Below are 19,062 nucleotides of genomic sequence, written 5' to 3' on the forward strand. Positions count from 1 at the left end.
AAGATGCAGAACATCATCCGCGCCGAACGCGACGGCGTCGTCAAGGCCGTCAACGCCAAGTCCGGCGATCCCGTCGCCGCCGATGAGGTGCTGGTGGAGTTCGCGTAAGTCAGCGCCTAGATTGCCGATACGAGTCGGAGCCAAGGCGAAATGAGCGAGCGTAGCGAATGGGCGGAGCTGTTCCTGTCGTCGAACGGCAGGCTGTCGCGCACGCCGTTCCTGATCGCCGCCGGCGTGCTGATCGGCGTGGCGGTGCTGTATGAGGCCATCGCCGGCTATACCCTGCACTGGCTGACCGGCTGGCTGGTCTATCCGGCCCTGCTGTTCTCGGGCGCCTGCGTGCTGTCCAAGCGCCTGCACGATCGCGGCCGTTCGGGCTGGTGGTCGCTGCTGGTGCTGGTGGCGGTGATCGCCGTCTGGCCGCAGCCCGAGCACTTCCTGGACTTCATGTTCTGCCTGGTGATCGTCTGGGCGATCGTCGAGCTGGGCGTCATGGGCGGCGAGCAGGGCGCCAACCGCTATGGGGCCAACCCGCTGAAGACGATCTCGATCTAGGTCGCACAATTCTTGTCATCCCGGCCGAAGCGCAGCGTAGGGCCGGGACCCAGGGGCGGCGCGCACCGCGTTCCTTCACCCCTGGGTCTCGGACAGCCGTGATGACGAATATTTTGGCCGACGGGCGGGGATTGAGCGTGCTCTATATCCCCTGGCCGCGCGAGGATGATATCGCATGGCCCTAGACCGGCGCGTCCGCGGCCTCGACCGGGCCGAACACCTTCTCGAAGCTGGCCTTCAGGGCCGCGTCGGCCTCGTCCAGGGTGACGGGCAGGCCCAGGTCCACTAGGCTGGTCACCCCGTGCTCGGTCTGGCCGCAGGGCACGATGCCGGAGAAGTGGCCAAGGTCCGGCTCCACGTTCAGGCTGATGCCGTGGAAGCTGACCCACTTGCGCAGCTTGACGCCGATGGCGGCGATCTTGTCCTCGCGGCTCCAGCCCGCGCCCTTGCGCTCGACCCAGACGCCGACCCGTCCGTCGCGCAGCTCGCCGGTGACGTTGAAGGCGGCCAGGGCGTCGATGATCCAGGCCTCCAGCGCCGCGACGAAGGCGCGCACGTCGCGGCCGCGCTTGGTCAGGTCCAGCATGACATAGGCCACGCGCTGGCCGGGGCCGTGATAGGTGAACTGCCCGCCGCGGCCGCTCTCGAACACCGGGAAGCGGTCGGGCTCGATCAGGTCGGTCGCTTTGGCGGAAACCCCGGCCGTATAGAGCGGCGGATGCTCCAGCAGCCAGATCAGCTCGCCCGCCGTTCCGTCGGCGATGGCGGCGGCGCGGGCCTCCATGGCGGCAACGGCTGCCGGGTAGGGCACGTAGTCGGCCGAAACCGCCCACCCAACCGGCGCGGCGTCCTCGCGTCCCATGGTCGGAATCCCAGTATTTTCAGAGCTTAACGGGAGAGCAAGCATGTGGCCCTAATCTTGCGATCGAGACGGTGGCGACCCAGTCGGTCGCGTGTGTCAGTTCAAGGGTCTTACTTCGTGAGCCAGGTCAACGCCGTCAATGTCGAGATCTCCGTTCTGCTGGGGCGCTCGATCCTGCCTATGCAGCAACTCCTGCGCATGGGTCGCGGCGCGGTGATCCCGCTGGACGCCAAGACCAATGACGAAGTGTGGATCCTGGCCAACAATCACCCGATCGCCCGTGGCGAAATCCAGATCAGCGACGACCGCATCGCCATCCAGGTGACCCGCGCGGCCGACGTCTACGACTACATGGCCGGCGGCGCCTAATCCGTCGCAGGGGGTAAGTTCGACATACTCGAACTTCCGACTTCCCAAATCCGATTCAGTTTGCTACCTGCCGCCCCTCACCACGATGCGGTCGTGGCGGAATTGGTAGACGCGCAGCGTTGAGGTCGCTGTATCGCAAGATGTGGAAGTTCGAGTCTTCTCGACCGCACCAGTGTTGAACAGAGAATAGAGCGCTCCCGGCGAAATCGGTTTCCGACTCGCTAGGGGCGCTCTAATCGTTTCTGGCCCTGATTTCGCCTCAGGGTCGCTTCATCGGACGCAGCCCACGAACCCACGCGCTCTTAGAGCTCAGGAGGCCCCCATGACCCGGGACACCGCCGAACTGACCGACGACGTGCTGGACGACATCGCGCTGGACCAGATCCCCCTGGCCAAGTCCGAGACCCCCGAGGAGCTGGAAGATCTCGCCCTAGGCGACGACTACGCCCTCAATCCCGAATATGTCGAGATGGTGATCGACGCCGCCGACAGCGGCGACAGCAAGCGCCTGCGCGAGCTGGTGGGCGCCCTGGACCCGGCCGACGTCGCCGACCTGATGGGCTTCCTGACCGCCGACTATCGCGAGCAGGTGATCCCGCTGCTCGATCCCGAAGCGCTGGGCGAGATCATCTCGGAGCTGGAAGACAACATCCGCGAGGAGGTCCTGGAGGCCACCCCGTCCGTGACCCTGGCCCGGGCGCTGGAGGAACTGGACACCGACGACGCCGCCGACGTCATCGACGACCTGGACGACACCAAGCGCTTCCAGGTGCTGGCCGCCATGGGCGAGCTGGACCGCGCCGCCATCGAGACGACCCTGTCGTACGAGGACGAGACCGCCGGCCGCCTGATGCAGCGGGAATTCCTGGCCGCGCCGGAATTCTGGACCGTCGGCCAGACCATCGACCACGTCCGCGACGCGGGCGATCAGCTGCCGGAGCTGTTCTTCGACGTCTATGTGGTCGACCCGACCTACAAGCCCGTCGGCGCGATCCCGATCAGCATCCTGCTGCGCAGCCGCCGCGAGACGCCGCTGGCCGAGCTGATGGAAGCGGCGACCGAAATCGATGTCGGCATGGACCAGGAGGAGGTCGCCTACATCTTCGACAAGTACCACCTGATCAGCGCCCCGGTCATTGATCCGGGCGGGCGGCTGGTGGGCCAGATCACCGTCGACGACATCGTCGAGGTCATCCGCGACGAAGCCCAGGAAGACATCCTGGCCCTGGCCGGCGTGTCCGACGCCGGCCGTGACGCCTCGGTGATCGAGATCGTCAAGTCACGCCTGCCCTGGCTGATGCTGAACCTGGCCACCGCCACCCTGGCGGTCAGCGGCGTCGCCATCTTCCAGGCCGAGATCGCCCAGCTGGTGGCCCTGGCCATCCTGATGCCGATCGTCTCGTCCCTGGGCGGCAACGCCGGCACCCAGACCCTGGCCGTCGCGGTGCGCGCCCTGGCCAGCAAGGAGCTGACCACGGCCAACGCCCGCCGGATCGTGCTGCGCGAACTGCTGGTCGGCCTGGTCAACGGGGTGTGCCTGGCCCTGGTCATGGGCGCGGCGACCTATCTGTTCTTTGGACCGCAGGACCATCACGGCAAGCTGGCGATCATCGTCGGCTCCGCCCTGATCGCCAATATCTTCACCGCCGCCTTGGGGGGCATCCTGGCGCCCCTGGCCCTGGAGAAGATGGGCCGGGACCCTGCGGTGTCATCATCGATCTTCGTGACCTTCCTGACCGACTTCACCGGCTTCTTCGCCGTGCTGCTGATCGCCGCCCTGTTGCTGCACTGACGCCTTTCTCGCGCCCCTAGGGAAAACTGGCGCCGACCTTGCGCCGAGACAGGCGAACGCATCCGCGTCTGTCTCAAACTGGGTCAAACTCCGCGATGAAACCGCGCCATCAGGTCACCCGGACGGCCGTCGATCTCATCAAGAGATTCGAGGGCTACCGTCAGAAGGCCGCGCAGCTCCCCGACGGGCGCTGGACGGTCGGCTATGGCCACACCCTGACCGCTCGCGAGGGCGCCTCCGTCTCTGAAAAGGACGCCGAGGCCCTGCTGCTGTACGACCTGATCTCGGTCGCCCATTCGGTCAACGAACATACCTACGCGCCGCTGAACCAGAACCAGTTCGATGCGCTGGCCTGCTTTGCCTTCAATATCGGTCTCGACAACTTCCTCCGCTCGGGCGTGCTGCGCCGGATCAACGAGGGCTCGCTGTTGCAAGCCGCGTGCGCGATGGAGATGTGGCGCAAGGCCGATTTCGAGGGTGAGCGGATCGTCATCGACGCCCTGGTTCGCCGCCGGTCGGCCGAGAAGACCCTGTTCCTGACCCCGGCCAACGGCGAATGGGTGCCCGCGCCCAGCCCCGTGTTGCGCCCGAAGGTCGACTACGACGCCAGCTGCGCCGTGCCGAAACAGACTCCGGTCGCCGTCAACGCTCGCACCGAGGGCGACCGGGTCGTCGCCGAGCGCGAGGAAGGTCTGCCGCTGACCGTGGTCGTGCCCGAAGAGGACGGTCCGACGGCCACCGAACAGTCGGCCGCCGCGGTCGCCGCGCGCCTGGAAGCCATCTTGCCGGAGACGCCGCTGGCCGCGTCGACGACGACCGCGCCTCAACCGGTGCGCCAGGATGATCTGGGCCTGCCGGAACCGCCGGTCCCGGCCCAATCCGCGATCACCGAACCCGAGCCGGTCCTGTTCCAGGACGAGACGACCACGGCGCCGATCGAACCGGCTCCGACGGAGCCCCCTGTGGCCGCTCCGGTCGAGTTCACGCCGTTCCGCCTGACGCCGCAGCCGGTCGAGGAGGTCGAACGGCCGACGCCGGTCGAGAGCTTCGCCCCGGCCTCGCAGCCGGTCCAGAGCGAGCCGACCCTGTTCGGCGGCCCGGCCGCCAACGCGTCGGTGTTCAACCTCGGCGGCTTCTCGACCAGCGAAGAGGTCGACCTGCGGCCGATGGACGTCTCCATGGTCCAGGCCGAGGCCCCGCGCTTCGGCAACACCAGCCTGCTGGTCAGCCTGGGCATCCTGGGCCTGGCCCTGTTCGGCGGCGGCGTACTGTGGATCCTGACCGTGGCCGCGGGCTCGGACAGCGGCGTGAAGATGTTCGGCTACGGCGCCAGCATGATTGGCGCGATCTGTTTCGTGGTTTCGGCCTATCTTCTGCTCCGCCGCCTTGCCGGGCCCGATGTGAGCGACGAATAGTTTTCTTTGCTTCCCTCGGGGAAACTGAGCAAGAACGCCCGCAAGGTTCAGCGCCTTGCGGGCGTTCGTGCTATGGGAGGACGTATGAGCACCAATTTCGCACCCTCGATGGATTTCGCGCTGGGTGAGACGGCCGACGCGATCCGTGAGACCACGGCCCGTTTCGCGGCCGACAAGATCGCGCCGCTGGCGGCCCAGATCGATGAGACCAACGAGTTCCCGCGTGGTCTGTGGATCCCGATGGGCGACCTCGGTTTGCATGGCGTCACGGTCGAGGAAGAGTTCGGCGGCCTGGGCCTCGGCTATCTCGAGCACGTTGTGGCCATGGAAGAGGTGTCCCGCGCCTCGGCCTCGGTTGGCCTGTCGTACGGCGCGCACTCCAACCTCTGCGTCAACCAGATCCGCCGCTGGGCCACGCCCGACCAGAAGCAGCGTTACCTGCCCAAGTTGATCAGCGGCGAGCACGTCGGCTCCCTGGCCATGAGCGAAGCCGGTTCGGGTTCGGACGTCGTCTCGATGAAGCTGCGCGCCGAACAGCGGGGTGACCGCTACGTTCTGAACGGCACGAAGTTCTGGATCACCAACGCCCCGCACGCCGACACCCTGGTGGTCTACGCCAAGTCGGGCGAGGGCAGCCGCGGCATCACCGCCTTCATCGTCGAGAAGGGCATGAAGGGATTCAGCGTCTCCAAGAAGCTGGACAAGATGGGCATGCGCGGCAGCGACACCGCCGAGCTGGTGTTCGAGGATTGCGAAATCCCGGAAGAGAACGTCATGGGTCCGGTCGGCGGCGGCGTCGGGGTGCTGATGAGCGGTCTCGACTACGAGCGCGCCGTGCTCAGCGCCGGTCCGCTGGGCATCATGCAGGCCTGCCTGGACATCGTCCTGCCCTATGTCCGCGACCGAAAGCAATTCGGCCAGGCGATCGGCTCGTTCCAGCTGATGCAGGGCAAGATCGCCGACATGTACGTGGCTCTGAACTCGGCCCGGGCCTATGTCTACGCCGTGGCCCGCGCCTGCGACGCCGGCAGGACCACGCGCTTCGACGCGGCCGGCGCGATCCTGATGGCGTCCGAGAACGCCGTGAAGGTGTCGCTGGAGGCCATCCAGGCCCTGGGCGGCGCCGGATACACCAAGGAGTGGCCGGTCGAGCGCCTGCTGCGCGACGCCAAGCTCTACGACATCGGCGCGGGCACCAACGAGATCCGTCGCTTCCTGATCGGCCGCGAACTGATCGGGGCCTAAGACGTCAAGAAAAAGGGCCGCCCCGATCGTTCGGGACGGCCCTCCATCGTCGTGGCCGCTTTCGCAGCGCGTGACTTAGAAACCTTGGGCGCTCAACGCCTAGGCGGAGACCTCACTCGTAAGGCTCCAGGTCACGACTTGCGACCGCGGTTGGAGACAATGAGACACTGGTCACCTCCTTTCAGTTGGTTGAACAACACAACTCGAATATGGACCCGATTTCCCGAATGAAAAGGGGGAGTCGACCGCGACGAGACGTCGCGCTGGTCATGCCTAAAAGGCGTGCTCAGATCGTCAGTAGCTTGAAGCCCAACAGGATAGCCGCCCACAGCGCGAACGCCGCGCCGATGGCCAGGGGGCGGTTGAGGTTGATACGACGAGCACCAGTCACCCGGGCCGTATGGCCGTTCGGGGTGAGGTTTATGGGCGTGAGCATGCCGCGTGAATCCTTCCCTTTAATCCCTCTTTTGGGGATCTGACTCGGACCGTATGGTAAATCCTCGCCTTTGAGAAGAATTCTTCACAAAAGCCTTTGGTTGCACGACCGACAAATTGTCGCGGGCTGACATGGGAGCGCCGATGGCCAACTGGGATCCGGACATCTACGCCCTCTATCGGCGCTATCGCGAGCGACCGGCGCTGGACCTGCTGACCGCCATTCCCCGCGACCTGGAGCCGCGCGAGATCTGGGACCTGGGCTGTGGCCTGGGCGAGCAGGCGGCCCTGCTGGCCGCGCGCCATCCGGAGGCGCGAGTCCTGGGCATGGACTCCAGCCCCGAGATGCTGGCGAGGGCCAAGGCCTTGGCGGCGGGGGTCGAGTGGGTGCTGGGCGACATCGCCAGCTTCACACCCGAGGGGCCGGCCGACCTGATCTTCAGCAATGCCGCCCTGCAGTGGGTGGATGACCACGCGAACCTGATCCCGCGCCTGGCCGCGAACCTGGCCTCCGGCGGCGTGCTGGCCGTGCAGATGCCGGTGGCCGACGGGCTGGGCTGGCGCGGTGCGTTGACCGACATCGCCGCCGACGGGCCGTGGGCCGCGCGGCTGACCGGCGTCGAGGGCGTGCGCCACGCCAATCAGCCCGAGGACTACTACGCCTGGCTGGCTCCGACCTGTCCCGAGGTCGATATCTGGACCACGACCTACCTGCACGCCCTCCATGGCCAGGATCCGATCGTCGACTGGACCATGGGTACGACCCTTCGGCCCTACCTCGACGCCTTGCCGGACGGCGAGAAAAAGCCCTTCCTCGACGCTTGGAGGGCCCGGCTGGCGCGCGACTATCCGCGCCGCGCGGACGGCGTGACGCTGTTCCCGTTCAAGCGGCTGTTCATCGTCGCGCGGAAGGCGTGACGTCCGCGCGCTTCTCGGCCAGGCTGGGCCGGCGGCGCAGTTCGTCGACGGGCCGGTTCAAGGCGTCCAGAGCCTGGCTGGCGGCGATGTAGCCGGCCTTCACGGCGGGCTCGAAGGCGCGCCAGTCGCGGATGTCGACGCCTTCCAGTTTCGGCGTGATCAGCACGTCGGTGGCCTCGCGGGCGGCGGCCAGGTCGCGGCCCGTGGTCACCGTCGCCGCGCGCATCAGCAGGGCCACGATCGGCGGGCCCTTGCGCCACTCGCCCGAGAGGATCCAGCTCCACAGCGAGGGCGGCACGACGATGTCGTCGGCGGTGATGCTGCGGCCGCGCGTGACGTCGACCCCGACGATGGGTCCCAACTGGAACGAACGCATGACGTCGGCCGGGAAGTTCTTCATCACGGCCCCGTCGACCAGCACCTGACCCTTGTCGGTGGCCGGCGGCAGCACGCCCGGCAGCGAGATCGAGGCCCGCAAAGCCGATTGCAGATCGTCGGTGCGGTGCAACTGATAGGCGCCCGAGGTCAGATTCGACGACACGCAGAAGAACGGCAGCCACAGGTCGCTGATGTCGACCGTGCCGAAATGCTCGTCCAGGCGCGCCTTGACCTTCTCGCCGCGGGTCATGGCGATGATGGGGAAGGCGATGTCGTCCAGTGGGCTGGTGTCGACGAAGGCCTTGCGGATGCGGTGCTCCAGTTCGCCGTCGTCCCAGCCCATGGCGATACCGGCCGCCACGATGGCGCCCATCGAGGCGCCGCCGACGAAGTCGATCGGTACGCCGCGCTCGCGCATCGCCTGAATCGCGCCGATGTGGGCGTAGGCTCGCGCGCCGCCGCCGGAGAGCACGAGGCCCACCGATTGACCGGTCAGGACTCGCGCCAGGCGCTCCATGTCGGCCACGCCGTTCTCGCGGAGATGAAACAGCCGCGCGGCCTGGGTCGCCGCCATCCAGGCGGCTGAGCCACTGGGCCGCGCCAGGCTGGCCGATTGCAGCAGGATCAGGTCGACTAGCCGCTGGGCCTGGAGCGGGCCCGAGGCGTAGGAGGGGATCTCGGCCGGCGGCGCGCGGTCGCCGCGTCCGATCCGGAACAGGCGATCCACCTGACGGCCGACCACGTGCTTCCAGGCGGTCTCGTCGGCCTCGGCGACATAGAGGACGAAGTCGTGCTCGCGCTCGACATTGCTGAACCATTCGGTCGGAGCCAGCAGCGACTCGCCACCCTCGACGGTGACCGAGTAGCCCAGGGCCTCGATGCAGCGGCCCAGGCGGTCGACGACCGGCCGAATGGCCAAGCCAGGCTCGATGGCGATGAAGCCGAATACCGACGGATCGCCGATCGCCGCGTGGGTCTGGGCCTGGCGGGACCGGCGGATCATCAGCCGCGACAGCTCCAGCATCACGTGCGGGTCTTCCTCGGCCGCCTCGAAGAAGTCGTCGCGGGGCAGGGAGACGACCTCGCTGTCACGCAGGGCCACCATGTAGGCCGAGTGCGCGCTGCCGCCGACCAGGGCCATTTCGCCGGCCGGTTCGCCGGGGCGGATGACGCCCAGGAACTGCGGCTCCTGGCCCTCTTCGCGGCGGAAGGCGCCGAGGCGTCCGGTCTTCAGGAAATATAGCTGGTCGGCGTCCTCGCCGGGGCGGAAGAGGGTCGCCCCGCCCGGCAGCGAAAACCACGCGGCCGCCCCGGTCCGCCGCTCTCGGGCAAACAGGCGCGCCAGGGCCGAGTCGTCGGGCAGGGGCGTTTCCACGGCGCGGACGCTAGCGGTTTCGGGCAGGCTTGACCACGGGGGCGCGATCAGGCGCAACTGTTGATCCCGCACACGAAATGTCCGAGAACGGATTTGGCTCGGAATCTTTCTGTTCGGGGTCCAAAAAACTACGACTTCCTGGATAGGGTGGAAGAGGCTAAGCGTCGGTCATGCCGAAGTTGAACTCCGTTGTCGACGCGTCCGGTGACGCTTTCATCCGCAACGCGGCCCATAACCGCGCCTTGGTCGAGGAATTGCGCGCAAAAGTCGCGGAAGCGGCCCTGGGTGGTCCCGAAAGCTCGCGTGAGCGCCACGCCTCGCGCGGTAAGCTGCTGCCCCGCCAGCGCGTCGAGCGCCTGCTGGATCCGGGCTCGCCCTTCCTGGAGATCGGCCAACTGGCGGCCTGCGACCTCTATGGCGGCGAAGCGCCCGGCGCGGGCATCATCTGCGGTGTCGGCCGGGTCTCGGGCCGAGAAGTGATGATCGTCGCCAACGACGCCACCGTGAAGGGCGGAGCCTACTTCCCGATCACGGTGAAGAAGCACCTGCGGGCCCAGGAGATCGCCGCCCAGAACCGCCTGCCGTGCGTCTATCTGGTCGACAGCGGCGGCGCGAACCTGCCGCACCAGGCCGAGGTTTTCCCCGACCGCGACCACTTTGGCCGGATCTTCTTCAACCAGGCGCGGATGAGCGCCGTGGGCATCCCGCAGATCGCCTGCGTCATGGGGTCGTGCACCGCCGGCGGCGCCTATGTCCCGGCGATGAGCGACGAGACGGTGATCGTCCGCAACCAGGGCACCATCTTCCTGGCCGGCCCGCCGCTGGTGAAGGCCGCCACGGGCGAGGTTATCAGCGCCGAGGAACTGGGCGGGGCCGACACCCACGGCCGCCGCTCGGGCGTCGTTGACCACGTGGCCGAGAACGACGAGCACGCCCTGGAGATCGTCCGCGCGATCGTCGCCAACCTCAACACGACCAAGCCCGACCAACTGGTCATCACCGAATCCGAGCCGCCGCTGTACGATCCCGAGGAGATCTACGGCATCGTCCCGACCGATGTCCGTGCCCCCTATGACGTCCGCGAAGTGATCGCCCGCATCGTCGATGGCAGCCAGTTCGACGAGTTCAAGGCGCTGTACGGCGCGACCCTGGTCTGCGGCTTCGCCCGCATCTGGGGCCAGCCGGTGGCGATCCTGGCCAACAATGGCGTGCTGTTCAGCGAAAGCGCCGTCAAGGGCGCGCACTTCATCGAGCTGGCCTGCAAGCGCAAGATCCCGCTGGTGTTCCTGCAGAACATCTCGGGCTTCATGGTCGGCGGCAAGTACGAGGCCGGCGGCATCGCCAAGGACGGCGCCAAGCTGGTCACGGCGGTCGCCTCGGCCGAGACGCCCAAGTTCACCGTGCTGATCGGCGGCAGTTTCGGCGCGGGTAACTACGGCATGTGCGGCAGGGCCTACAGCCCGCGTTTCCTGTTCACCTGGCCCAACAGCCGAATCTCGGTGATGGGCGGCGAGCAGGCCGCCAGCGTTCTGGCCACCGTCCACCGCGACGCCGCCAAGTGGACGCCGGAGGAGGCGGAAGCCTTCAAGACCCCCATCCGTCAGCGCTACGAGGATGAGGGCAATCCGTATCACGCCACGGCCCGGCTCTGGGACGACGGCATCATTGATCCGGCGCAAACCCGTGACGTGCTGGGCCTCGCAATCTCGGCCAGTCTCAATGCGCCTATCCCGGAGACGACCTTCGGCGTTTTCCGGATGTAGCGTTTAAAAAGGAACGAGCCCGCCATGACCAACCCGATCGCCGATCCCATCGTCGAGGTGAACGACACCGAGACCATGACCCCGCTCGTCCATATCGAAAGCACCCTCGCGGGGGCGGTGACGGTCTGGATCAACCGGCCCGACAAGAAAAACGCCTTCGACGCCGAGACCATCTCGGGCCTGCGACAGGCCTTCGAGACCCTGCACGGGGCCGAGGGCGTGCGGATCGTCTTCCTGCGAGGCGTTGGCGGCGTGTTCAGCGCCGGCGCCGACCTCGACTGGATGGCCGCGTCCATCGAACAGGACGAGGACGACAATCGCGCCGACGCCCTCGAGCTGGCCCACATGCTCAAGGCTCTGCACGACATCCCGGCTCTCACCGTGGCCCTCGTCGAAGGTCCGGCCTTTGGCGGCGGCGCCGGCCTGGTGGCCGCCTGCGACCACGCCATCGCCCTGATCGACGCCAAGTTCTCGTTCTCCGAGGTCAAGCTGGGCCTGACCCCGGCGACCATCAGCCCGTACGTCATCCAGGCCCTGGGCCCGCGCACGACCAAGCTGCTGTTCGCCACCGGCCGGGTGTTCGACGCCGACGAAGCCTGGGGCTTTGGCCTGGTCGACGAGGTGTTCGAGGACCTCGCCAGCCTGGAAGTCGCCCGCGACGCCCTGATCGAGGAAATGGCCCCCTGCGCACCCGGCGCGATCGGCGAGGCCAAGACCCTGGTCAACGACTTCGCTGGCCAGAAAATCGACAAGGGCCTGATCGAAGAGAGCGCCAAGCGCATCGCCCGCCGCCGCGTGTCGGAGGAAGGCCAAGAAGGGGTGCGCGCCTTCCTCGCCCGTCGTAAACCCGCCTGGGCTGAATAAGACTCAACTTCAGCGACGTTTGGGGGACGTAGGGCGTGATCACGGGAGCTGAACTGGAAGCGGCGGCGGCCGACTCGGCGGGCGGCTATGTCCGGCCGAAGAGGAAGCCGTTCGACCACAAGGGCGAGCCTTGCAAGAATTGCGGCACGCCCCTGGAGGGCTGGTACTGTTATTCGTGCGGCCAGAACGCCGACACCCATCATCGGTCGATCCTGCACCTGATCTGGGAGGCCATCGAGGGGATGTTCCACCTCGACGGTCGCCTGGCCAACACCCTGCCGCTGCTGTTCTTCAAGCCGGGCAAGCTGGCCAAGGACTACATGGAAGGCCGGATCGTGCGGCACGTGCCGCCGTTCCGCACCTTCCTGGTCGCCTTGCTGCTGTTCATTTTCGCCGCCGAGCACGCCATCCACGGCATCCGTCACCAGATGGAGCTGAAGGAGGAAAAGGAAGCCGCCCAGCTGGCGACGCCGGCTGGCCGCAAGGCCAAGGCCGACGAGATCCGCAAGGAGGCGACCGAGGCGCGCGCCGAGCGTTTGACCGAGGCCGCCGAGGAGCGCGACGCCGCCCTTAAGGAAGAGGGCGCCGACAAGGCCAGGATCGCCGCGACCTACGCCGAACGGATCAAGCGGTACGAGGCTCGCTACGCCGACAAGATGGCGCAGGCCTTGGCGCTGGAGAACAACCCGAACGCCGCCGCCGAAGCCTTGGCCGAGAGCAAGCGGAAGATGTCCAGCGCCGCCCAGCAGGTCCGCGACCTCAAGCTGGACGAGGCCGAGGTTCTGCCGAACGGCCAGCAGAAGCTGACCGGGACCACGATCGACGGCGTGCAGGTCAACGTCACCGTTCCCGGCGACGTCAAGGGCCACAAGAACTTCGCCAAGGACGCCTCCAAGGGCTGGCTGAAGGAGAACCTGGCCAAGGCCATCGAGAACCCGGATTACTACCTGTTGGTTCTGTTCGGCTGGGCGCACCGCCTGGCGGTGCTGCTGCTGCCGATCACCGGTCTGTCCCTGGCGCTGGTCTATGTGAACAAGCGCCAATACTTCATCTACGACCATCTGCTGGTGGCCACGAACCTGCTGTCGTTCTCGTTCCTGATCTACGCCGTGTGCATGGTCTTGCCGATGTCGGCCTGGCCGGCGGCGTTCGGCATCGCCGGCCTGTGGGGGCCGATCAACCTCTTCCAGACGATGCGGGGCGGCTACGGCTCCAGCATCTTCGGCGCCCTGCTCAAGACCTGGATCGTCTGGACCATCGGCGTCACGTCCTTCGGCCTTCTGCTGCTGAGCCTGATGGTCTTCACCCTTTCCCAGATGTAGGTCTCCGCCTTGATCTCCTCCGTCCTGATCGCCAACCGAGGCGAGATCGCCCGTCGCATCATCCGCACCGCCCGTGAGCTGGGCGTGCGGACGATCGCCGTCTATTCCGAGGCGGACGCCCATGCGCCCTTCGTGATGGAGGCCGACGCCGCGATCCTGATCGGCCCGGCGCCGGCCAAGGAGAGCTATCTGGATCCGCGGAAGATCCTGGCCGCGGCCCGTCAGATGGGGGCCGAGGCCATCCACCCCGGCTATGGCTTTCTCTCCGAGAACGCCGAGTTCGCGGAGAGCGTGATCGAGGCGGGCCTGGTCTGGATCGGTCCGCCGCCCTCGGCGATCCGGGCCATGGGCCTGAAGGACGCCGCCAAGAAGGTGATGATCGAGGCCGGCGTGCCGACCACGCCGGGCTATCTGGGCGAGGACCAGTCGGTCGAACGGCTCACGGCCGAGGCGGCCAAGATCGGCTATCCCGTGCTGATCAAGGCCGTGGCCGGCGGCGGCGGCAAGGGCATGCGCAAGGTCGATAAGGCCGACGACTTCGAGGCCGCCCTCGGCTCGTGCCGCCGCGAGGCCGCCGCCAGCTTCGGCGACGACCGGGTGCTGCTGGAGAAATACGTCACCCGGCCGCGTCACATCGAGGTGCAGGTGTTCGGCGACCAGCACGGCAACGTCGTCCACCTGTTCGAGCGCGACTGCTCGCTGCAGCGCCGCCACCAGAAGGTCATCGAGGAGGCTCCGGCCCCGGGCATGGACGAGGCCACGCGAGAGGCCGTCTGCGCCGCCGCGGTCAAGGCCGCCCAGGCCGTGGGCTATGTCGGGGCCGGCACGGTCGAGTTCATCGCCGACGCCTCCGAAGGCCTGCGCGCCGACCGCATCTGGTTCATGGAGATGAACACCCGCCTGCAGGTCGAGCATCCGGTCACCGAGATGGTCACTGGCCAGGACCTGGTCGAGTGGCAACTGCTGGTCGCCTCGGGCGAGCCGCTGCCGCTGGAGCAGGACGAGATCACGCTGGACGGCTGGGCCATGGAGGCCCGCCTCTATGCCGAGAACCCGGCCACCGGCTTCCTGCCCTCGACCGGCAAGCTGAAGCACTTCCGCCTGCCGGAAGGCGACGTCCGCGTCGACAGCGCGGTGGAGGAGGGCGGCGAGGTCACACCCTTCTACGACCCGATGATCGCCAAGCTGATCGCCCACGGCGCCGACCGCGAGGACGCCGCCCAGCGCCTGGCCGAGGCCTGCGCCCTGGTCGAGGTGTGGCCGGTCAAGACCAACGCCGCCTTCCTGGCCAAGTGCGCCAGCCACCCGGACTTCATCGACGGCGCCGTCGACACCGGCTTCATCGAGGCCCGCCTGGACGAGCTGGTCGAGCGGTCGTTCAGCGACGAGCCGGCCATGGCCGCGATCGGCTGGCGGCTGGACAGCTTCCTGGAAGCCGAGGCTCGCCGCGACCCGTGGGAGAGCGCGCCGTCCAAGCTGCTGGGCTTCCGCATGAACGCCCCGCGCGCCCCGATGCATCTGCCGATGTCGGCCGACGGCAAGGCCATGCCGCTGCGGGTCGCCCTGATCGGCGGCGGCTCCGAGGACTGGTCCTGGGACATCCGCCACGCCGACGGCGCGACCTTCGACGAGGTCACCCGCCTGCCGACCACCTATGGCAAGGGGCCGATCCAGGTGTTCGAGGGCGGCGACGTCCAGACCTTCGATTTCGAGGCCAAGGTCGGCGGGGCGGGCGAGGGGGCGGCCTCGGACGGGGTGATCCTGTCGCCGATGCCGGGCAAGATCGTCTCCGTCGCTGTCGAGGCCGGCCAGACCGTGACCAAGGGCCAGACCCTGCTGACCCTGGAAGCCATGAAGATGGAACACGCTTTGGCCGCGCCGTTCGACGGCGTGGTCGCCGAACTCACCGCCGTGGCCGGCGGCCAGGTCAGCGAAGGCGTGGTGCTGGCGCGGCTGGAAGCGCTGGCCGGCTGAGGCCGCTATCGTCTCCCTTCCCCCTGGATGGGGGAAGGGCCGGGGATGGGGGTGACCTGCCGCGCTGGCCGCCCCGCGCTGCATCGACCGTCGTATTCACCCCCACCCCTGCCCCTCCCCCATCCAGGGGGAGGGAACGTGTTTCAGCATCCTCGCGCCGTGCGGCTGCGAGTGGGTGAAAGGGACGCGGAGCGCCGGGCGACGCCCGGAGTGTGAGGAGAAGAATACCGTTTCGACGAAGTCCGAACGCCCCGCGCGACCGTTATCCGCCAGCGTCCCGTCGGGTGGCCCTGTTCAGGCCTTACCGGGACCTGGGCTCTTCCGTTTCCGGAAGCGCCCAGAGGTCGAAGAGGGCGGGCTTACAGCCTGACACGCCCCTTTGCCTTCGACCACGCCAACGGCGGGCGGGTGAGCCCAGCAAGCTCATCCCCGGATCGTCCGAGTATCCCCCTCGGACCTGACCCCGCTCGATCACCCCCCGCCGCCGCAACGGTCGCTGGCCATGCGCCCTTTCCTCGCGACGAGGTGCAAGCATTATGGCACCGCGCTGAGCGCCGATCATTCAGCGGCGTGTAAAATCGACAAGTGTCTGATTTTGCTGGATCCGAGATCGCGAATGCCGGGGATGGAGCGCCCTGAACGCTCTTTCTCGGAGAGATGGATTTTTGGCGCGATAAGCGCGAGTCGGGGAGAGCGGCCACCAAGATGCCGACTGGGAGGTCGCCTTTCACCGGGGCAGGGAAAGTGTGTTGGCGGTCCGAAGCCGCCCCTCGACCCCGGTTGAAATCACCGATCTGGCGCTCCATCGCCCATGGCGCCGGCCCGGAACCCGAAGGCTCTCTTTCGTGAAGGGGGCGGCCCTGGATCTTCACACGGTCTCGCCCCTTGGCGGCCCCCAAAACAGCTGCCGCGGAAACCTTCCGCTGGCCGCGAAAGGTCCTTTGAGACCGACCAACGGTGTGATGTCGTCCGGACAAGGTGTGGTTGAGTCGGGATGAGCGAACCTTCAATCTTCTTCTTCGAGGTCAACGAGCGTCAGGGGGTCTTTCACCGGCGCGCGTTCCTTTTGGGTGGGCTTGCGGGCGGGGGTCTGCTGGCCCTGGGCGGACGCCTGGCCCAGTTGCAACTCGTGGAAGCCTCACGCTACCAGAAGCTCTCGGCCGGCAACCAATTCAACTACCGTCTGGTGCCGCCGCCGCGCGGTCTGATCCTCGACCGCAACGGCGTGTCGCTGGCGTCCAATCGGCCAAACTTCCGGCTGATGATCAACAAGGACAAGGGCCTGGACGCCGAGGCCGTGATGACCGACCTCCAGAAGCTGGTTCCAATCGACGAGGCGCGCCGCACACGCGTTCTGAAGGAACTGGCCCGCACCCCGCGCAAGGCCCCCGTCGTGGTGATGGAGGACCTTTCGTGGGAAGAGTTCTCGCGGATCAATATCCGTGAGCCGGAGCTGCCCAATGTCACCGCCGACATGGGCGAGGTGCGGGTCTATCCGTTCGGCGGCGCCTTCGCCCACGTGATCGGCTACGTGGCCAAGGCGTCGGAGCGGGATCTGAAGGCCGCCGAGGGCGACAGCACGCAGGATCAGGTTCTGCTGCACAATCCCGGCTTCCGGATCGGCAAGCAGGGCGTGGAGAAGGCCTTCGACACGGCGCTGCGCGGCCACGCCGGCGCCACCAAGACCGAGGTCGACGCCCAAGGTCGCGTCGTGCGCCTGGATCCGGCCGGCGATATCGCCGCGACGGCCGGCAAGGAGATCCGCCTCACCCTGGACGCCGACATCCAGAACCGCGCCCTGGAGGTGATGGGCGAGGAAAGCGGCGCGATCGTGATGGTCGATTGCCGCAACGGCGACCTGCTGTGCATGGCCTCCGCGCCCAGCTTCGACGCCAACCAACTGGTCAAGGGTCTGTCGGGCCCCGAGTATCGGGCCTTGGCCGAATACGAGCGCAAGCCGCTGCTCGATAAGACCATGACCGGCGTCTACCCGCCGGGCTCGACCTTCAAGCCGACCGTGGCGCTGGCGGCGTTGAGCGCGGGCGTCAATCCGAGCGAGCGGGTGGTCTGCACGGGCGGCTGGTACTTCGGCGGCCGCACCTGGCACTGCCACAAGAAGGGCGGGCATGGCGCGCAGAACATGCACGACGCCATCAAGAACTCCTGCGACGTCTATTTCTACCAGATGGCGCTGCGCATCGGGCCGGATCCCATCCACACGACGGCGACCGCCATGGGCTTCGGCCAGACCTTCGACCTCGGCATACCCGGCCAGCGCAAGGGCCTGGTCGGCTCGCGCGAGTGGAAGAAGAAAGCCTTCAAGAAGGACCCGACCTGGCACCCCGGCGACTCCGTGCCGTACGGGATCGGCCAGGGTTATATCAACGTCAACGCCCTGCAGTTGGCGGTGATGTGCGCGCGTCTCGCCAACGGCAAGCGGGCGCTGAACCCGCGCCTCGTCAAGTCGATCGGCGGGGTCGACCAGCCGCATGGCGACGCCGTGGCGAACCTGCCTATTCCGCCCGAGCACCTGGCCATCGTCCGCGCCGGCATGGCGGCGGTCGCCAACGACCCCACGGGGGGCGCCTACAAGCAGAGCCAGCTTGGACTTGGCGATGTGCTGATGGCCGGCAAGACTGGCACGGCCCAGGTCCGCCAGTATTCCCAGACGGGATCGCGCAGCAACCAGGGCATCCCCTGGCGGTTGAAGGACCACAATCTGTTCATCGCCTTCGCCCCCTACGACAACCCCCGCTACGCGATGTCGGTGCTGGTCGAGCATGGCGGCCTGTTCGGCTCCAGCGCCGCCGCGCCCCGGGCCCGCGAGGTGATGCGCGTGGCCCTGCTGAAGGATCCGGAAATCCGCGCCCGCATCGAGCAGCCGACGCCGCTGCCGTCCTTCGAGCCCGAGGAGAACGAGGCGGCGGAAGCGCCGACGCCGACCGAGGGCGGCCTACCGCCTGGGTGAACGCGCCTCGCCGACGTCCTCACATCCGAAAACGCGCATCGGAAACCCAGGCGTCCATCCCAGCCCCCAAACGAAGACCGCCGCTGCGGACGGCCTCCCACAAGGCGTCCGAAACGGCGGTATGGAGCCCTCCGGGCTCGGATCACGCCCCCACATGAACGCGATAGCTAAGGGATAACGGTGTCATATGGACCGTCGATGGCTTTCCCCAATCGGGCGAGAGCGGGCGGACGAATGCGTCGGTTGCCTTACCTTGGAAGCGCGCTATCTAGCGCCCATGGCGTTGCACATCATCAAGCTGGTCGTCGGCTGCGAGACGATCGAGGATCTCCTGGCCTGGCACAAGGACGAGAACCAGCCCTGGATCATGCATACCCGCATGACGCCCAAGCGGATCGACGAGGTGCTGGATGGCGGCTCGCTTTATCGGGTGTTCAAGGGACAGATCCTGTGCCGTCAAAGGATCCTGGCCATCGATACGGTCGGGGAGGGCGCGGCCTCGCGCTGCGAGGTCACGGTCGATCCGCCGATCATCCGCGTGGCGCCCCAGCCGCGTCGGGCCTTCCAGGGCTGGCGTTATCTGAAGCCCGAGGACGCGCCGCCGGATCTGACCGAAAGCGAGGCCGCCGACCTGCCGCCCGATCTCGCCCGTCAACTGCGCGAACTGGGCGCCTGGTGACTTTCGCCGAAGAGAACTTTTGAGGGTGTTATTAGTGAAGCGGCAACCAGGCCGGGTGTCATCTTGTCGCACGGATCGCGGAGGGATGACGATGAAGGCCAGTTTTGCCGCCTTGGGCGTTGGTATGCTGTTCGTGGGTCTGATCGTG

The 19,062-nt window shown here is 67.3% G+C and carries 16 protein-coding genes, 1 tRNA gene and 2 pseudogenes; 14 read left to right on the forward strand and 5 right to left on the reverse strand.

Going from position 1 to position 19,062, the window contains the following annotated elements; translation table 11 throughout:
- Both AC1RJ9_RS24615 and AC1RJ9_RS24620 read left to right on the forward strand, forming a co-directional pair.
- Positions 1-108: biotin/lipoyl-containing protein (locus tag AC1RJ9_RS24615; RefSeq protein ID WP_492840933.1), on the forward strand; the 108-nt coding region annotated here is incomplete at its 5' end.
- Between the two features lie 42 nt (positions 109-150).
- Entirely contained in the window at positions 151-555 is a 405-nt protein-coding gene (locus tag AC1RJ9_RS24620) for a DUF805 domain-containing protein (RefSeq protein ID WP_492840797.1), read from the forward strand.
- Positions 556-736: 181 nt separating this feature from the next.
- Here AC1RJ9_RS24620 and lipB read toward each other — a convergent pair whose 3' ends face one another.
- Positions 737-1,462 (reverse strand): lipoyl(octanoyl) transferase LipB, encoded by a 726-nt coding sequence (gene lipB / locus AC1RJ9_RS24625; protein WP_492840799.1) that lies wholly within the window; start codon positions 1,460-1,462, stop codon positions 737-739.
- 12 nt (positions 1,463-1,474) lie between these two features.
- On the opposite strand from lipB, the gene AC1RJ9_RS24630 reads away from it, so the two are divergent.
- The 5 genes from AC1RJ9_RS24630 to AC1RJ9_RS24650 all read left to right on the forward strand — a co-directional run bounded on the left by AC1RJ9_RS24630 (position 1,475) and on the right by AC1RJ9_RS24650 (position 6,238).
- Positions 1,475-1,786, forward strand: a complete 312-nt coding sequence (locus AC1RJ9_RS24630; RefSeq protein ID WP_492840801.1) for a FliM/FliN family flagellar motor switch protein — start codon at positions 1,475-1,477, stop codon at positions 1,784-1,786.
- Positions 1,787-1,873: 87 nt separating this feature from the next.
- Positions 1,874-1,958, forward strand: a tRNA-Leu gene (locus tag AC1RJ9_RS24635).
- A gap of 150 nt (positions 1,959-2,108) precedes the next feature.
- Positions 2,109-3,578, forward strand: coding sequence for a magnesium transporter (gene mgtE, locus AC1RJ9_RS24640; RefSeq protein ID WP_492840803.1), 1,470 nt, complete (start codon positions 2,109-2,111; stop codon positions 3,576-3,578).
- Between the two features lie 95 nt (positions 3,579-3,673).
- The gene (gene spmX, locus AC1RJ9_RS24645; RefSeq protein ID WP_492840805.1) at positions 3,674-4,993 is read left to right on the forward strand and encodes a lysozyme-family localization factor SpmX; all 1,320 of its coding nucleotides are present in this window, start codon (positions 3,674-3,676) and stop codon (positions 4,991-4,993) included.
- Positions 4,994-5,077: 84 nt separating this feature from the next.
- Positions 5,078-6,238 carry an isovaleryl-CoA dehydrogenase gene (locus AC1RJ9_RS24650; protein WP_492840807.1) on the forward strand — a complete coding sequence of 387 codons (1,161 nt, stop codon included), beginning with the start codon at positions 5,078-5,080 and terminating at the stop codon, positions 6,236-6,238.
- Positions 6,239-6,337: 99 nt separating this feature from the next.
- Here the strand turns inward: AC1RJ9_RS24650 and AC1RJ9_RS24655 are convergent.
- Both AC1RJ9_RS24655 and AC1RJ9_RS24660 read right to left on the reverse strand, forming a co-directional pair.
- Positions 6,338-6,423, reverse strand: a pseudogene (locus tag AC1RJ9_RS24655) (hypothetical protein).
- Between the two features lie 101 nt (positions 6,424-6,524).
- A complete protein-coding gene (locus tag AC1RJ9_RS24660; protein ID WP_492840809.1) occupies positions 6,525-6,674 on the reverse strand; it encodes a hypothetical protein in 150 nt (49 codons plus the stop codon).
- Positions 6,675-6,817: 143 nt separating this feature from the next.
- Here AC1RJ9_RS24660 and AC1RJ9_RS24665 point away from each other — a divergent pair, with 143 nt between their 5' ends.
- A complete protein-coding gene (locus AC1RJ9_RS24665; protein WP_492840811.1) occupies positions 6,818-7,591 on the forward strand; it encodes a methyltransferase domain-containing protein in 774 nt (257 codons plus the stop codon).
- On the opposite strand, the gene AC1RJ9_RS24670 is transcribed toward AC1RJ9_RS24665, so the two are convergent.
- Positions 7,569-9,344 carry a patatin-like phospholipase family protein gene (locus AC1RJ9_RS24670; protein ID WP_492840935.1) on the reverse strand — a complete coding sequence of 592 codons (1,776 nt, stop codon included), beginning with the start codon at positions 9,342-9,344 and terminating at the stop codon, positions 7,569-7,571. The two genes, AC1RJ9_RS24665 and AC1RJ9_RS24670, sit on opposite strands and share 23 nt — an antisense overlap.
- A 170-nt stretch (positions 9,345-9,514) precedes the next feature.
- Here AC1RJ9_RS24670 and AC1RJ9_RS24675 point away from each other — a divergent pair, with 170 nt between their 5' ends.
- Genes AC1RJ9_RS24675 through AC1RJ9_RS24690 form a run of 4 tightly spaced genes read left to right on the forward strand, consistent with a single transcriptional unit; the run spans position 9,515 to position 15,267 of the window.
- Entirely contained in the window at positions 9,515-11,107 is a 1,593-nt protein-coding gene (locus AC1RJ9_RS24675) for a carboxyl transferase domain-containing protein (RefSeq protein ID WP_492840813.1), read from the forward strand.
- Between the two features lie 24 nt (positions 11,108-11,131).
- Positions 11,132-11,971, forward strand: coding sequence for an enoyl-CoA hydratase-related protein (locus AC1RJ9_RS24680; protein WP_492840815.1), 840 nt, complete (start codon positions 11,132-11,134; stop codon positions 11,969-11,971).
- A 35-nt stretch (positions 11,972-12,006) separates the two neighbouring features.
- Positions 12,007-13,293 (forward strand): DUF3667 domain-containing protein, encoded by a 1,287-nt coding sequence (locus AC1RJ9_RS24685; RefSeq protein WP_492840817.1) that lies wholly within the window; start codon positions 12,007-12,009, stop codon positions 13,291-13,293.
- Positions 13,294-13,302: 9 nt separating this feature from the next.
- Complete coding sequence (locus AC1RJ9_RS24690) at positions 13,303-15,267, forward strand: acetyl/propionyl/methylcrotonyl-CoA carboxylase subunit alpha (RefSeq protein ID WP_492840819.1); 1,965 nt, start codon at positions 13,303-13,305, stop codon at positions 15,265-15,267.
- 272 nt (positions 15,268-15,539) lie between these two features.
- Here the strand turns inward: AC1RJ9_RS24690 and AC1RJ9_RS24695 are convergent.
- A pseudogene (locus AC1RJ9_RS24695) lies at positions 15,540-15,605 on the reverse strand (hypothetical protein); the annotation flags it as partial.
- A 656-nt stretch (positions 15,606-16,261) separates the two neighbouring features.
- Here AC1RJ9_RS24695 and mrdA point away from each other — a divergent pair.
- Both mrdA and AC1RJ9_RS24705 read left to right on the forward strand, forming a co-directional pair.
- A complete protein-coding gene (gene mrdA, locus AC1RJ9_RS24700; RefSeq protein WP_492840821.1) occupies positions 16,262-18,235 on the forward strand; it encodes a penicillin-binding protein 2 in 1,974 nt (657 codons plus the stop codon).
- A 277-nt stretch (positions 18,236-18,512) separates the two neighbouring features.
- On the forward strand, positions 18,513-18,914 hold the full coding sequence (locus tag AC1RJ9_RS24705; RefSeq protein WP_492840823.1) for a DUF1489 family protein: 402 nt from the start codon (positions 18,513-18,515) through the stop codon (positions 18,912-18,914).
- Positions 18,915-19,062 lie beyond the last annotated feature (148 nt).

The sequence above is a fragment of the Caulobacter sp. GW822-FHT07D08 genome (assembly GCF_058798735.1).

Bases quoted from the DNA above. Each gene is read 5' to 3' on its own strand.
- AC1RJ9_RS24620 (WP_492840797.1), top strand. From the start codon at position 151: ATGAGCGAGCGTAGCGAATGGGCGGAGCTGTTCCTGTCGTCGAACGGC.
- AC1RJ9_RS24680 (WP_492840815.1), top strand. From the start codon at position 11,132: ATGACCAACCCGATCGCCGATCCCATCGTCGAGGTGAACGACACCGAG.
- mgtE (WP_492840803.1), top strand. From the start codon at position 2,109: ATGACCCGGGACACCGCCGAACTGACCGACGACGTGCTGGACGACATC.
- spmX (WP_492840805.1), top strand. From the start codon at position 3,674: ATGAAACCGCGCCATCAGGTCACCCGGACGGCCGTCGATCTCATCAAG.
- lipB (WP_492840799.1), bottom strand. From the start codon at position 1,462: ATGCTTGCTCTCCCGTTAAGCTCTGAAAATACTGGGATTCCGACCATG.
- AC1RJ9_RS24650 (WP_492840807.1), top strand. From the start codon at position 5,078: ATGAGCACCAATTTCGCACCCTCGATGGATTTCGCGCTGGGTGAGACG.
- mrdA (WP_492840821.1), top strand. From the start codon at position 16,262: ATGAGCGAACCTTCAATCTTCTTCTTCGAGGTCAACGAGCGTCAGGGG.
- AC1RJ9_RS24705 (WP_492840823.1), top strand. From the start codon at position 18,513: ATGGCGTTGCACATCATCAAGCTGGTCGTCGGCTGCGAGACGATCGAG.
- AC1RJ9_RS24675 (WP_492840813.1), top strand. From the start codon at position 9,515: ATGCCGAAGTTGAACTCCGTTGTCGACGCGTCCGGTGACGCTTTCATC.
- AC1RJ9_RS24660 (WP_492840809.1), bottom strand. From the start codon at position 6,674: ATGCTCACGCCCATAAACCTCACCCCGAACGGCCATACGGCCCGGGTG.
- AC1RJ9_RS24665 (WP_492840811.1), top strand. From the start codon at position 6,818: ATGGCCAACTGGGATCCGGACATCTACGCCCTCTATCGGCGCTATCGC.